This window comes from Hymenobacter frigidus, assembly GCF_014640435.1.
Taxonomy (GTDB): Bacteria; Bacteroidota; Bacteroidia; order Cytophagales; family Hymenobacteraceae; genus Hymenobacter; species Hymenobacter frigidus.
Map to the genome: position 1 here is coordinate 1 of NZ_BMGY01000050.1, position 14,325 is coordinate 14,325.

General features: G+C 60.0%; 13 protein-coding genes. 6 read left to right on the forward strand and 7 right to left on the reverse strand.

Going from position 1 to position 14,325, the window contains the following annotated elements:
* Positions 1 to 41 precede the first annotated feature (41 nt).
* The 3 genes from IEW17_RS17865 to IEW17_RS17875 form a co-directional block, all read right to left on the reverse strand.
* A complete protein-coding gene (locus tag IEW17_RS17865; RefSeq protein WP_188563426.1) occupies positions 42 to 422 on the reverse strand; it encodes an XrtX-associated membrane protein in 381 nt (126 codons plus the stop codon).
* A 15-nt stretch (positions 423 to 437) separates the two neighbouring features.
* The gene (gene xrtX / locus IEW17_RS17870; protein ID WP_229749108.1) at positions 438 to 992 is read right to left on the reverse strand and encodes an exosortase X; all 555 of its coding nucleotides are present in this window, start codon (positions 990 to 992) and stop codon (positions 438 to 440) included.
* Positions 993 to 1,084: 92 nt separating this feature from the next.
* On the reverse strand, positions 1,085 to 1,300 hold the full coding sequence (locus IEW17_RS17875; RefSeq protein ID WP_188563428.1) for a PID-CTERM protein-sorting domain-containing protein: 216 nt from the start codon (positions 1,298 to 1,300) through the stop codon (positions 1,085 to 1,087).
* 525 nt (positions 1,301 to 1,825) lie between these two features.
* Between IEW17_RS17875 and IEW17_RS17880 the strand changes: the two genes are divergently transcribed.
* A complete protein-coding gene (locus IEW17_RS17880; RefSeq protein ID WP_188563429.1) occupies positions 1,826 to 2,824 on the forward strand; it encodes an AAA family ATPase in 999 nt (332 codons plus the stop codon).
* 76 nt (positions 2,825 to 2,900) lie between these two features.
* Here the strand turns inward: IEW17_RS17880 and IEW17_RS17885 are convergent, their stop codons facing one another.
* The 4 genes from IEW17_RS17885 to IEW17_RS17900 form a co-directional block, all read right to left on the reverse strand.
* Positions 2,901 to 4,802, reverse strand: coding sequence for an NIDO-like domain-containing protein (locus tag IEW17_RS17885; protein ID WP_188563430.1), 1,902 nt, complete (start codon positions 4,800 to 4,802; stop codon positions 2,901 to 2,903).
* Positions 4,803 to 5,218: 416 nt separating this feature from the next.
* Complete coding sequence (locus IEW17_RS17890; protein WP_188563431.1) at positions 5,219 to 8,350, reverse strand: T9SS type A sorting domain-containing protein; 3,132 nt, start codon at positions 8,348 to 8,350, stop codon at positions 5,219 to 5,221.
* Positions 8,351 to 9,021: 671 nt separating this feature from the next.
* Positions 9,022 to 10,050 (reverse strand): tRNA 2-selenouridine(34) synthase MnmH, encoded by a 1,029-nt coding sequence (gene mnmH, locus IEW17_RS17895; protein ID WP_188563432.1) that lies wholly within the window; start codon positions 10,048 to 10,050, stop codon positions 9,022 to 9,024.
* A gap of 2 nt (positions 10,051 to 10,052) precedes the next feature.
* The gene (locus tag IEW17_RS17900; protein WP_188563433.1) at positions 10,053 to 10,766 is read right to left on the reverse strand and encodes a pyridoxine 5'-phosphate synthase; all 714 of its coding nucleotides are present in this window, start codon (positions 10,764 to 10,766) and stop codon (positions 10,053 to 10,055) included.
* Between the two features lie 167 nt (positions 10,767 to 10,933).
* Here IEW17_RS17900 and IEW17_RS17905 point away from each other — a divergent pair, with 167 nt between their 5' ends.
* From IEW17_RS17905 to IEW17_RS17925, 5 genes are all read left to right on the forward strand, one after another.
* Complete coding sequence (locus IEW17_RS17905) at positions 10,934 to 11,395, forward strand: GatB/YqeY domain-containing protein (protein ID WP_188563434.1); 462 nt, start codon at positions 10,934 to 10,936, stop codon at positions 11,393 to 11,395.
* A gap of 92 nt (positions 11,396 to 11,487) precedes the next feature.
* Entirely contained in the window at positions 11,488 to 12,018 is a 531-nt protein-coding gene (locus IEW17_RS17910; protein WP_188563435.1) for a CvpA family protein, read from the forward strand.
* 77 nt (positions 12,019 to 12,095) lie between these two features.
* Positions 12,096 to 12,692, forward strand: coding sequence for an anthranilate synthase component II (locus IEW17_RS17915; protein WP_188563436.1), 597 nt, complete (start codon positions 12,096 to 12,098; stop codon positions 12,690 to 12,692).
* A gap of 11 nt (positions 12,693 to 12,703) precedes the next feature.
* The gene (locus IEW17_RS17920; protein WP_188563447.1) at positions 12,704 to 13,486 is read left to right on the forward strand and encodes an alpha/beta fold hydrolase; all 783 of its coding nucleotides are present in this window, start codon (positions 12,704 to 12,706) and stop codon (positions 13,484 to 13,486) included.
* A gap of 158 nt (positions 13,487 to 13,644) precedes the next feature.
* Positions 13,645 to 14,319 (forward strand): CBS domain-containing protein, encoded by a 675-nt coding sequence (locus IEW17_RS17925; protein WP_188563437.1) that lies wholly within the window; start codon positions 13,645 to 13,647, stop codon positions 14,317 to 14,319.
* Positions 14,320 to 14,325 lie beyond the last annotated feature (6 nt).

A 14,325-nucleotide genomic window follows, 5' to 3' on the forward strand; every position in this document is an offset into this window, starting at 1 on the left:
CCCTATCAAGCTGATTTTAGCTCAAAACTCACCCTCACCCCTTAATTTTTAACACAGTTCATGTAAACGGCCAGGGTAATGCCGTAGAGGCGCAGGGCCAGGTACCACTGCGCTACGGTGGGCAATAGCAGGCGCAGCAGCAGCAGGCAAATGCCCAGGTACAAGGCTGCGTAGGTGGCCACCGCTGGCAGCAGCCGCTTGGTGATGCCCCCACTCACGCCCTGTTGCATCGTTTCGACGTACCGCCGCAAGCCGATTGCCGCGAGCAAATGCTGCCACAGCGCTGTTAGAAATGCGTGGGTGGCTTCGTCATAGACACCAGTCAGGAACAGGATGGCAAGTAATCCACCCACTAACACCCAGCGGCCGGGGCCGGTGTGGCGGTGGTTTGTGGGGAGAAAAGTGCTGGGGGTAGCCGGCATGAGTAAGACGGGAAATCAGGCAGCAGGCTGGGAGGGCTTCACTGCCAAACGCCGTGCCCACAGCATCCATAGTCCAAAGATGCAGGCATATACCACGAAGGTAAAAGTATAGTGGTGGTTGAAGTCAACGGACTGATGCGCATAGTGGTGGTTGATGGCCAGCGCGGCCACCCGCAGCACGTTCAGCACCCAAATGAGGGCCATGCCTAGTGGGATAAACCACAGCTTGCGCTGCCAGGAACCCGGAAATGCCAGCACGAAACCGCCAAATAAGGCATATAGCACCAGCCCATTGCAGGGCGGCCCTATAACGACGGAGGGTTCCCCACTCATCATCACCAAAGAAAGATTGGTGGGGCTAACGGTGGCCGTAAACCCTGCCAGCTGAAGCAGGGATACCCCGGCCTGAGTCAGGTGGCGGCACAGCGCGGCATCGAGGCGGCCATCGTGAGCCAGCCATTGCTCATAGCCAAAAAACCAAACCAGGTACATGGCGCTGGCTACCCAAAGAAAGCGAACTAAGAGTCGGTTGCCTGAGGGTGTCGCGCCAACAGGAGCAGTGGTTTGCATAAGTTAGGGGATAGGGATACAAAGCTGCAAAAAAAGACGGCTATTCCGCATCGGAACGCCGTCATTCTTCGCTGGTTATAATTCTGCAGGAGCTAAACTTTTTTACGGCGATTTCGCAAGTGCTTAACGCCATAAGCCACGCCGCCAGCCAGCAGCAATGAGATACCGCCATCAAGAGGAATATCGGTAGGGCCGGCCGGGGTGCTGGGGCCAGGGCCGCCACTACCAGGTTGTGCCAAGACGGTGTCGTTCAGGGCGATGATGAACAACAGCGTTGGGAGTAAACGATTTAGAAAAAATGAATTCATATGTGAAACCGGAAAAGGGTGAAATGAAAGTGACAGTAATGTAGCGAAATCCTTTCAGGAAATTGGCCCGGGACTTGGCCGGCATTTGTCGGCCGGGTCGCAGTAAGCCAGTACTAAACCTGTTTAGCGTATTATTCCACAACTACGCTTTTGCTCAGCACCTGGTTTTGGGCCCGTAGGCCAACCACATAAACGTCTTTGGCCAATGGCTGAGTATTGAAATCGGCCGTGTGCCGGTGGCAGTCAGGCTGATGGGGCGGGTAAGCACTACTTGCCCCGGCACGTTTAGCAGCGTAAGTTATGGAACTGAAAAATTAAATATCGTAACAATCGTTTATTTATTTTACTGCAGCCCAATTGTTTGCTGTTTTGTAAGTATTCAGCCTATCTACACACACAAGTCAGGCAAGACATATGGTCGCTTATAACAGAATTTGCGATATGAGCCATTTTGGGCTGGCCCGGCTGGCTACACACCGGCCTCGTACCTACCTTGCGTTTGCTGTTTGGCTCCCTTTTTCCCTTATGAACCCCACTCCCGATACTTCTGCTTCGCCGGCTACTCCGGTGGACTATCATCCCCTCATCCGCCAGGTATTTGCCGAGATGGGCAAAGTCGTCGTTGGTCAGCAGCCGCTGCTCACCCGCCTGCTCATCGGCCTGTTCACGGGCGGGCACATCCTGCTCGAAGGAGTGCCCGGCCTCGCCAAAACCCTGACCATTTCCACCTTGGCCAAGGTGTTGCACCTGCATTTTCAGCGCGTGCAGTTCACCCCCGACCTGCTGCCCTCCGACCTGGTGGGCACCATGATTTACAACCAGAACCAATCGGTATTCGAAGTAAAAAAGGGGCCGATTTTCGCCAACCTAGTGCTGGCTGATGAAATAAACCGCTCGCCTGCCAAGGTGCAAAGTGCCCTGCTCGAAGCCATGCAGGAGAAGCAGGTCACGATTGGTGACACCACCTATCCGCTCGACTTGCCCTTCCTGGTGCTGGCCACTCAAAACCCCGTGGAGCAGGAAGGGACCTACCCGCTGCCCGAGGCCCAGGTCGACCGTTTCATGCTGAAAGTGCACGTCGACTACCTCAAAAAGGCCGACGAGCTGGAGGTGATGCGCCGTATGGCCAACCTCAGCTTTGTGGAAGATGTGCAGCCCGTGCTCACGCAGGCGGACATCTTTGGCATCCGCCAGCAAATCAACCAGGTGCAGATTTCCGATACGCTGGAGAAGTACCTCATCGAGCTGGTGTTCGCCACCCGTCGCCCCGCCGACTACGACCTGCCCGAATTTGCCCAGGCCGTGCAGTTTGGGGCCAGTCCCCGAGCCAGCATTGCCCTGCACCGCGCCTCCAAGGCCGTGGCCTACCTCGAAGGCCGCGACTATGTACTGCCCGAAGACATCAAGGAAGTGGCTGCCGATGTGCTCAACCACCGCATCCTGCTCACCTACGAGGCCGAAGCCGATGGCATCCGTACCCAGGACTTGATTGAGGCCATCTTGCGCAAGGTGCCCATCAGCTAGTCCGCGACGAGAGCGGTGTGGGCATAAAAAAAGGGCTGACCATGCGGTCAGCCCTTTTTTGTGAAGGATGGAGAGCTTACTCCACTACCACGCGCTTCACCACGAGGTCGTTGCCCGACTTCAGGGCGAGCGAGTACACGCCGGCGGCGAGGCTGCTCACGTTGAAGGTGGCGATGCCTCCAGCGGCTGGCAGGTCCAGCTGACGCGACTGCACCACTTGGCCCAGCGAGTTGATGAGCGTGGCCGAGGCACCGCGGAGGCTGCCGGCGGGCACGCTGAGCTGGAAGCTCTGGTGTGCGGGGTTGGGGTACAGGCCCACAGTAGCGGCCAAGGCCTCGTTGCGGGTGGCCAGCGGGTTGCGCAGGGTCACATCGATAGCTGCCCGGAAGGTCGTGTTTGCCACGGCCAAATCGGTAAACGCGATACCGTCGGTCGAGATGAAGAACGTGCCGGTCCGCAGAGGGTCTTCATTCTGGAACGCCAGGCCGAAGTTGGTAGTCGTGAGCTGGCGGGCCGCTACGTAGAAGCTGCCGGATACGGGAACACCGGGAATTGCTACCACATCGGCACCTCCGGCCAGGGGCCGAACACGGGTGGGAGAGGTGTACAGCACGGTGCCGGGCAAGCCATTGGGGCCGGCTGCGTCAAATATGAGTACCTGGTAGTTCGTTGAAGTTGCGGCAGTACCGGTAAAAGTGGGCGTAACAGCCGTAACGGTGGTAGGCGTAACGGAAGTGGTGTATTTCACGAAAATCGTGGCGTTGGCCGTGGTATTCGAGCCGAAGCCGCCGTCGAAAGTAGTGGTGCCCGGCGTGTTGTATGACAGCGTGCTAGCCGAGAGGCCCTGCTGCCGGGTGGCCGTATTGTTGCCAGCAGCATCATCAGCCGTCAGGGCTACCGCCACCGTGTTGGTTCCGGTGGTAGCGGTGACGGGGTAAGCGGCGAACGTTACCGTAGCTACAGCCCCAACAGCAAGGGCGGGAACCGGTTGCGTGTTCGTGTAGGTGGTAGCGCCGCTCACCGTCAGGGTCGCCGTGCGAGCTACCGAGGCCACGGTGCCAACGTTCTTAATTACGGCCCTAACGGCTACTGGTGAAGCGTAGGTTGAAACGGTGCCGAGCGTGTACAGGGACTGTACGGCGAGGTCGTTAGGAAACAAAATAGCTGGGGTGTAGCGGAAGGTACGGCCGGCATCCGGGCCTACGTTTGCACGGTAGTTCAGCGTGAAGGTGGTGTAGGCACCCGTGATAAAGGTGGCCCCACTCCATGGCGTCGCAGAAGCATTCTTGGCCGCGAGTACCGTTTGGCCGTTGGCTACGCCTGCACCCTTGATACCCACATTGGGAAAGCGGGCACCAGCGGCACCCGTGCCCGCAGTGGCCGTGTTGTAAACGAATTCGATAAGATTGGTGCCTTCGTACAGCTTCAGCTGGAAGCTGAAGTTTGCGTACTGCGAAGCAGCCACGCCATCGGTTTTGTCACTCACATTATTCCACTGAATGGTGCACACCTGGCTACCAGCCGTGCCTGTCGTGGTCACGCGGTATTCGGTGCCACCTGCACCGTTGCCAGGGCCAAGGTCTTGGTTGAAAGGCAGTAGCAAGTTCACGTTGGCCGGGTCGGCGCTGGTCAGCGGGTCAACGATAGCTGCCGATACCTGCGATGGGAAAAGCACCGTGCCTGATGGTGCAACTGCACCTAGCCGGATGAATCCGTTGGTGTTCAACACAAACTGGGTAAAATTGCTGCCGTTGTAGGCGAACGTAAAGCCAATGGGGGTAGCCGCCGAGTTGGCATCGTCCGTGTTAGCCGTGGTAATAGCCGTGCCGGTTGTGCCTAAGTCCGTGTAAGTGCCGGCTACGTTGGTGGCGGTAGCCGGCGTGTAGTTCAGGCTTTGGGCGTTTGCTGCGAACGGCAGCAAAGCGAAAGGCAGTAGTCGGCCAGCTTTTTTCAGCCGGGTCTGTAAAGATATCAACATGGAAATGGAGAAGAAGTGGCGAATAGAAAAACGAAAAATGAATGAAAGAAGTGGAAACGGCCCGACCAGTATCCCGGATTTAAGCCTGTAATCTGCGAGCAAATTACAACACTTCTCCAGAAACTCGGCCTGCAAAGGCTTTCCAAGAGCACAGACGCTAACCAAGCGACTAAAGTTATGGTCATCTGTAGCAGCGTAGCGGCATTCGCGGCGGCATCGCAGGTCGCTACGGGCCCAAAGGGCCGGGGCGGCTCTTTGGGCCGGGGAGGCAGGCCGTAGGTCTTGTCGATGTCCGGCCAACAATAATTTGAACAAGCGCTCAGCTGCCCAGCCCTCAGTGCGTCCTAAACCTAAAAAAAGGGGGCTGACCACATGGTCAACCCCCTTTTTGCAAGCAAATGCAGCGACGCGAAAGCTTACTCTACCACCACTCGCTTCACCACGAGGTCGTTGCCCGACTTTAGGGTGAGCGAGTACAGGCCGGCGGCCAAGCCGCTCACATCGAAGGTGGTAGTGCCGGTGGCGCTCAGCGCGCGCGTTTGCACCACTTGGCCCAAGGTGTTGCTGAGCGTGGCCGTGGCCGTGCGCAAGTTGCCAGCCGGCACGTCGAGTGTGAAGGCGCGGCTGGCCGGGTTGGGGTACAGGGTCACGGTAGCGGCCAAGGCCTCGTTGCGGGTGGCCGAAACCACGCGCAGCTGCACGTTATCGATACCGATATCATCGATGCCGAAATCAGACAGTGCCCGGAAGCGAATGACCGTGGTGGCCGACGTGCTGGGGATGGCTACCGTTCTGGCCGTGAAAGTGGCGCTGTTGGTAGCAGTCAGTACTGGCGTGGCGGCGAAGGTTGCCCCGCCGTCGGTGCTCACTAGCACGTCAAGCTTGTCGGCCGGGTTGGTCGTTGAGCTGGTGGGGTTCACGTAGTCGAAGGTCAGGGTCCGGGTACCGGCGGCTCCGCTCAGGTTCACGTATAGGTCGAGGCTGCCAATTGCACCGACGAGGGCACCATAACTATGGAAGCGGGCCGAACGGTTGCCCTGGCTGGCTGCGGGCGTGTAGCCGCCAGAAGTGACAAAGCTCCAGCCGGCGCTGGCTCCGTCATCGTCGCGGCGCCACGAGTTATTGCCCGTGCCCGGCATGTTACGCCAGTTTGCACTGGGCAGGTCGCGGGTGCCAATGCCATTCAGCCACGTTCCCTCAAAGCTCTCGCTCACTGGCAGCGTGGCATAGGTCGTCACCACGGGGGCCGCGCAGGTCAGGCTCAGGCCAAAGGGACCGGTGGCGTTACCGAAGAATTGCACGAAGACGTAGTAGGTGGTGCCGGTCACAGTCGGGAACGTGACAATGGATGCTGAGGTATTGGTGCCGCAGCTGCCTGCCCCGATGTCATCGCTACTGCCCACGCAGGTCAGCGTGCCACACGAACCCGAATAGACGAACATCTTCGTGTCGCCGGCCGTGGCTGTGGGGCCTGAACAGGTGCTCACCGTGGCTACTTGGCCATTGCCGGCAAAGCTGTAGAACACGCCGGGTGAGGCCGACGGTATGAGAGGGGAACCCGCGGTGCAGGTCGTGGTGGGGTCGCCGGTGGTAGTTGCCCCCGCAGTGGTTCCGGTCACGGTTTGGCCGCAGGTGAGGACGGTAGCAGCGCTGCACAGGTCATTGCTTGGAGCCGGCACAGTGGTGGTGAAGGTGGTTGTAGCGGTGCCGGACGTGGCTCCGGCGGCGCAGTTTGTGGTCACGACCACGGTATAGGTAGTGCCACTGGTCAAGCCGGTGAGCACCACGGGCGAGGCCGTGGGCGCGGGCGTAACCGTGGTGGCCGTGCCGCCGGTAGGCGTGTAGGTGACGGTGTAGCCGGTGCCGGCGGTCGGAGCAGTGAAGCTAATGTTAGCCCCGGTAGTCTTGATGCTGCCTGCTGCCAAGGCTGTTACTGCGGGGCAGGCTGCGGGCGTGCCAAGGCCTACTTCCAGCGCCAAGCGCGTACGCAAGGCGGTGGTATTCACCAGGGCGAAAGGGTTGCCAGGTACCTGGAAATAGAAAGTAGCCGGGCGGAGCGGGTCCTCAGCCTGATACGCCAATACAAGGTTGTTATTCAGCTCCTTGATAGCTACGAAAAAGTCGCCAGCGTTTAAGGAAATACCTGGGATGGTGATGACAACCGTACCCGAAGCGCCGGGGCGGGTTTGGGTGGGCGAGGTATATATAATAGCTCCCGGAGTGCCGCTCGTGCCAGCGGCGTTGTATAGCTGCACCTGGTACGTGGTATTGGCGACACCCGCGCCGACGAACGTGGCCGACACACTGGTAATTGCGGCAGCCTGCGTGAGCGTGTAGCGAGCGGCCAATACACCATTGACCTGACCTATGCCCACGCCGGTGGCAAATAGGGGCTGGGAGTTATCGATAAACGCTAAGCTGGCGGCCGTTACGTCCTGCGAGTACGTTTTCGTGTTATTCGTGGCCAAATCGTCGGTGTTCGGTATCGAGGCGGTGAGCACGTTGGTGCCCGTGGTGCCCGTAACGGGGTAAGAGAACGTGAGGGTCGTGGAGGCCCCGGAAGCCAGTGAGGGTACTGTCTGGGTGCTGCTGTAGGGGTTGGCCCCGGTCACGGCAAAGCTCACCACCAGGTTGGTCTGCGCCGCATTGCCGGGGTTGGCCACCACCACTTGCGCCGTTACGGGCGAAGAATAGGCGCTTGACACTTTGCCTAGCGTGTAGAGGGCCGCCACGGCGGCATCATTGGCCAGGTTGGGCCCAAAGCGGTAGGTACGGCCCGCGTCGGCGGTCATCGTCTGGCGGATGTTGTGCGAGTTGCCGGTGTAGTCGCCGGCGGCGAATGTGGCCGCCGCCCAGGCCTGGGTCGAGCCCTTGGTGACGGTTATCGAGGCCGCCGCCGTGCTGCCTTTAATGCCCACGGCTACGGTGTGGAAGTCGTTGCCGATGGTGTTGGGTACCGTCGGGCCGTACACGAACTCAATCTGGCCGCTCTCGTAGAGCTTGGCCTGAAACGAGAAGTTCAGGAACTGGGTCGCGATGGTACTGACTTTGTCCTGCACGTTGGTCCATTGAATGGTAGTCACGCGGCTGCCCACCACACCAGTCGTCGCTACTTGGTAGCCCGTGCCCGCCACCGAGCCGGCCGTCAGGTCCACGGCAAAGGGCATAATCAGGTTCACATCGGCCGGGTTGGTGCTGGCGATGGGACCTGCGGTGGCCGCCTGCGGCGCGGTGTAGAACAGGGCCGCCGACGAAGGCGCGGCTGCGCCTAGCCGAATGAAGCCGTTTGTGTTCAGCACGAACTGCGTGAAAGCCGTGCCATTGAAGTTAAACGTGAATCCAATGGGGGTAGCTGCTGAGTTAGCATCATCCGTGTTGGTTGTGGGAATGGCCGTGCCCGTGGCCGCGATGGTCGTGAAGGTGCCGGCCACGTTGGCCGTGTTGCCCAAGTTGTAGCCCGGAGTTTGGGCCTGCGCCGCAAACGGCAGCAGCAGCGCAGGCAGCCAGCGGCTCGCCCGCTTCAAGCGGGTTTGTAAGGTTGTGAGCATGAGTGTTGAGGAGAAGTGGAAAATAGAAAAATGAAAAGAGGTGAGAGTGAAAAACTGAATTCGTTGCTACTGCCGTCCCGGACATAAAGGCTGAAATCTGCGAGTAAATTACAACTCTAATTCGGAAATCTAGCGTGCAAAAGCTTCCCAAGAGTATAGACGCTAAGTCCGTCACGAAATGGTTTGTGAGGACGAGGTAGAGACGCAATAGTTGGGGTCTCGTCATTAGCTCCGCTGACCTCCGGTTGCACGGCTCGCGCCAGCACCGTCAGGCGATTTCGTTCAACGAGGAGACGCAATATTTTGCGTCTCCACACCCGCCAGTCAATTTTCGCATTCCGCTTCGCGATGAGTATAACTGCTGTTACGTAGCGTGTTGCTGGCGCGCGTCTGCGACGCGCTGCCTATCGGCTTCTAGCCTCTGGCTTGGGCGCGAAAGACCTGCGGCAGGGTTCGCCAACGGCTCCTTACCCGAGCCTCAGGCTCGAAACCACGCGGCAGCGCGTTGCCGACGCGCGCCAGCACGTCGGTGCGTAACATCAGTAACCAGAGCAGTTTCGAAGTTGGTGTACGTGGGCGATGTAGCGTGGACTCTGCGAGTCCGCGCCCGGCCCGGCCGTCACGCGGACTCGCAGAGTCCACGCTACACGTACAATAACCCCGGAACCGCTCTAAGCGACCAAAGTTGCGGTCATCTGTAGCAGCGTGGCGGCATTAGCGGCGGCATCGCAGCTGGCTACGGGCACAAAGGTGCGGGGCGGCTCTTCGGGCCGGGGAGCCAGGCCGTAGGTATAGGTCTTGTCGTAATAATCGAGCACCAGCTCCACCATCAACGGAAAGTCACCGGCTTCCACGGCCGCCAGGGCTTGCTTGGTGGCCAGGCCACCCAGGCGTTTTTGCAGGCGCTCGATGGAAGCGGCCAGCTCTACTGGGTTTTCGGCCCCGTATTCGGCGGCTAGCTTGGTTACGCGGGCGGTGCGGGGCACCTCCAGCACCCAGCGCGGGGCGGCCCGCATCTGGGCAAACAGAGCCGGCGGGATAGTGAGCCGGCCAATTTGGCGGCTTTCGTCCTCCACCCAAATGGGCGCATCGGTGGGCAGTAGGGCCATTGCGGCAGCCAGGTTGTTTTCGAACTGCTCCTGCGTGGGCTGGGCTGGCTGCCCAATGGCCCCGAAGGCCGAGCCCTTGTGGTTGGCAATGCCTTCCAGGTCTAGCACGTGCTGGCCGGGCTCAGCGGCCAGGGCCTGCAGCACGTCGGTTTTGCCGCTGCCGGTGAGGCCGCCCAACACCCGCCACTGCCGGGGCTCCGCAAACGAAGCCAGCACGGCCCGGCGGTAATCTTTGTAGCCGTGGTTGAGCAGGTGCACTTTGAAGCCCGCTAGTTCCAACAGCCACAGCACCGCCCCGCTGCGCATGCCGCCGCGCCAGCAGTGCAGCCGCACTTCTTTGGCCGGCACCAGTTTCTGCGCCAGCTTTATCATTGCCGACATTTTGGGCCCGAATAACTCCAACCCCAGGTGCACGGCCCGGTCCTGGCTTACCTGCTTGTACGTGGTGCCAATGCGCGCCCGCTCCTCATCAGTGAACAATGGCAGGTTGAGCGCGCCCGGCACATGGCCTTGGGTAAATTCAATGGGCGCCCGTACATCGAGCACGGGATAGGGCAGGGCTTCAAATTCGGGAAGAAGATGGCGGGGCATGGCTATTTCAATTGTCTCTTATACAGCTGCACCGTGTTTTCCAGGCCCAGATAGAGGGCATCGCACACCAAGGCGTGGCCGATGCTGACTTCGGCCAGCTCGGGTAGCTGCTGGTGCAGCCAGGCCAGGTTGTTGAGGTCGAGGTCGTGGCCGGCATTCACACCCAGGCCGAGTTGGCCGGCGTGGGCGGCGGCGGCGCGGTAGGGGGCCACGGCGGATTCGCGGTCGGCGAGGTACTGTTGGGCGTAGGCTTCGGTGTAGAGCTCAATGCGGTCGGTGCCAGTCGTGGCGGCGGCTTCAACCAGGGCCAGGTTGGGGTCGAGGAAGATGCTCACGCGGCAGCCCAGGCTTTTGAGCTCGGCCACGATGTCGCGCAGGTACTGCTGGTGCGTAATCACGTCCCAGCCCGCGTTGGAGGTGATGGCATCCGGGGCATCGGGCACCAGGGTCACCTGCTCGGGCCGCACCTCGCGGCACAGGTCCAGAAAGTCGGGGGTGGGGTTGCCCTCCACGTTCAACTCGGTGGTCAAGATAGCCTTCAAATCGCGCACGTCCTGGTAGCGAATGTGGCGCTCGTCGGGCCGCGGGTGCACGGTGATGCCTTCGGCCCCGAACCGCTCGATGTCGCGGGCGGCTTGCAGGATATCGGGGCGGTTGTGGCCGCGGGCGTTGCGCAGGGTGGCCAGTTTGTTGATGTTGACGCTGAGCTTAGTCACGGCAGGAGGGAGGATAAGAAGTTCGGAAAAGCATAACCGCTAACCGGCAACATCGGCCGGCTGCCGTAGCTTCGGGGCGAAATTACGCCCGCTGCCGCCCCCTGAAGTGCCGCCGGGCGTTTCCCCATCGATTTCCCCACGCGCTAACCCGCCTACTTTTCTTTCCCATGCTCAAAAACACCCTCGACGCCGCCATTAAGCAGGCCATGTTCGCCAAAGACAAAGTGCGGCTCACCACTTTGCGCAGCCTCAAATCGCAAATCATGCTGGCCGAAACCGCCGAAGGTGCCAGCGCCGACGGCCTCACGCCCGAAGCCGAGCTCAAGCTCCTCAACAAAGCCGCCAAGCAGCGCCGCGACGCCGCCGCCATCTACAACGAGCAGTTCCGCTCCGACCTGGAAGAAAACGAGCTGGCCGAGCTGGCCATCATCGAAGAATTCTTGCCCGCCCAACTGTCCGAAGCTGATTTGGTCGAGAAGCTCGTGCACATCATCCAGCGCGTGGGGGCCACTGGTCCTTCTGATTTGGGCAAGGTGATGGGCGTGGCCGCCCGCGAGCTTTCCGGCCAAGCCGATGGCAAGCGCATCTCCGACGTTATCGGTCACTTGCTGAATAACACCAACTTGTAGACAATGAGCGAATGGGTGAATGAGTTGGTGGAGTCATCAGACTTTTTCAGAACCCACTCATTCATTCACCTATTCACCCATCGAAATAATAAATGACGGCTCTCGATATCCTGTTGCTGCTGCCGCTGGGCGTGGGAGCCGTGAAGGGCTTCCGGCGTGGGTTGGTGCTGGAGGTAGTATCGTTGCTGGCGTTTGTGCTGGCCGTGGTGGGCGGGCTGAGTCTGCTTTCGGCGGCCGTGCCGTTGGTGCGGCAGTACGTGGGCGATGCCTTTGGCATGCTGCCGCTGGTGTCGTTTGCGCTGGTGTTCGTGGCCATTATGTGGGGCGTGCACCTGCTGGGGGGCCTACTCAAAACCGCCGTGCACCTCACCCCGCTGGGTGTGCTCGATAACCTGCTGGGCGGCGCGGCTGGCGTATTGAAATGGGTATTGGGCCTTAGCCTGCTGCTGCACGGCACGGGGCTGGCCGGGTTGAATTTGTTGTCGCCCAACTTGGTCACAGGGTCACAGGTACTGCCCATTGTGCAGCAAGCCACGCCGATGGCACTACAAATCACCGGCTACGTGTTGCCTGTTGCCCAAGACCTGCTGGTCAGAATTAAAACCGCTTTTGTGAGAGGCTAAAACGAAGGACGTGTAATTGAGCGTATTCGGCATCAGGTTGTTGAATTCAGCCAGCTTCTCATTCGTTGTCCCAAAATATGCGCCTGCTGCTGCTCGATAACTTCGACTCCTTCACGTTCACGCTGGCCGATTATCTGCGCCAGCTGGGCGCCGAAGTAGTGGTGCGCCGCAACGATGTGCCCCTGCACGAGCTGCAAGTACCCGATTTTGATGGCATCGTGCTTTCGCCCGGTCCTGGCACCCCCGCCCAGGCAGGGGTAATGCCGGCCGTCATCCGGGAGTTTTACCAGCAGAAACCCATGCTGGGCGTATGCCTGGGCCATCAGGCGCTGGGCGAGTTCTTTGGGGGCACCGTGGCGCGGGCCATGCGGCCCATGCACGGCAAAGTATCCGAAATGCGCTGCGATACCACCGAGCCGCTGTTTGCGGGGCTGCCCGGCACGCAGGAGGTCACCCGCTACCACTCCCTGGTGGTGCAGGAGCCACTGCCGCCGGTGCTGCGGCCGCTGGCTCACACCATGGGCCCGCAGCCCGAACTTATGGCCCTGCGCCACTGCACACTGCCACTCTACGGGGTTCAGTTTCATCCCGAAGCCTTGCTTACCCCGCACGGACTGGCAATTTTGGGCAATTGGCTCCGGTGTTGTATCATTGCCAAAACCGCCGGGAATTGAAGAGAAATGAGATGGAATTGCGCCGCCAGCACCAGCAAGGGTACGAGTTTGTAGATGAGGGCCAGGGCCCGGTGTTGCTGCTGCTGCATGGCCTTTTCGGCGCCCTGAGCAACTGGCACGACGTAGTGCGCGAGTTTGCCACCGACCACCGCGTTATCATTCCCCTGCTCCCGGTCTACGACATGCCCCTGACCCAAGCCGGCGTGCCGGGGCTGGTGGCTTATGTCGAAGGCTTTGTGGCGGCCGTAGGCCTGCCGCCATCGTTCATAGTGCTTGGCAACTCATTGGGTGGCCACATCGCCTTGGTCTACACGCTCAAAAATGCTAGTCGCGTCAGCTGTTTGGTGCTCACCGGCAGCAGCGGCTTGTTCGAAGACAGCATGGGCGGTTCGTTTCCCAAGCGCGGCGACTATGCCTACGTAAAGGAGCGGGTTGGCTATACCTTCTACGACCCTACCGTGGCGACCCAGGAGTTAGTCGATGAGGTCTTTGATGTCACCAATTCCAATTCCAAGTGCCTGCGCATCATTGCCATCGCACGCTCGGCCCAGCGGCACAACCTGAGTAAGGAGCTGGCCAAAATCACCGTGCCCGTGCTGCTGGTGTGGGGCCTGAATGATACCATCACGCCGCCCCCCGTGGCCCATGAGTTCGCCCGCCTGCTGCCCCACGCCGAGCTACGCTTTCTCGACCACTGCTGCCACGCCCCCATGATGGAGCGTCCCGTCGGCTTTAATGCCTACCTGCGCCGGTTTTTGCGTACTACCGAAGCCACTTCGGCCCTTGTGGCCTAAAAGCCGTTTATCATTTCACCGGCTCGATTGTTGTTCACCGTTTCCAGGTAGTACCTGTCGCACCCCGGGAAGCCCGGATTCACCGGTTTCCCATTTTACTCAGCAGAGGACACAATGCCGCATGCATAATTTATAACTCATCCTTTATAATTTTAAAAATGCCTGCCCTGCTCGCCGAAGACTTACTCAACGAGATGATTCCGCCCCTGAAAGGCACCGATTCGGCGGGCAAAGCGGCGCGCTGGCTCGATGAATTCCACGTGGCCCAGCTGCCCGTGCTCGACAACCGTCAATACCGCGGCCTCGTCACCGAAGCCGACCTGGCCGATTTTGACGACCCTGAAACCCTCCTCTCCGAGCTACCCCTGGGCTACGCCGATGCCTTCGTGCGCCCCGACCAGCACTTCTACCGCGTAATGGAGCTGGCTATTGAAAATAAGATTCAGCTGGTGCCCGTCGTCGATGAGCAGCACGAGTATGCGGGCGTTGTCACCATCGCCGATGCGCTGGCCGCTTTCGGGCAGCAGCCGGCTGGGGGCCAGGGCGGCATCATTGTCCTCACCATGGAGGAGCGGGACTATTCCCTTACTCAAATCAGCCGCTACGTCGAAGAAAACAACGCCAAAATTCTCAGCGCCCACGTGGCGCAGGATGAAGTCGATTCCCGCCGCATTCGCCTCACCATCAAGCTAAACACGGAAAACCTAGCCCGTATCACTGCCACATTGGAGCGGTTTGGCTACGTCGTAACGGCTCAGTTTAGTGGAGCCGCCGTGGTCAACGAAGACGAGCAGGAGCGCTACGATGCCTTGTTACGCTACCTGAGCGTCTAATACCTG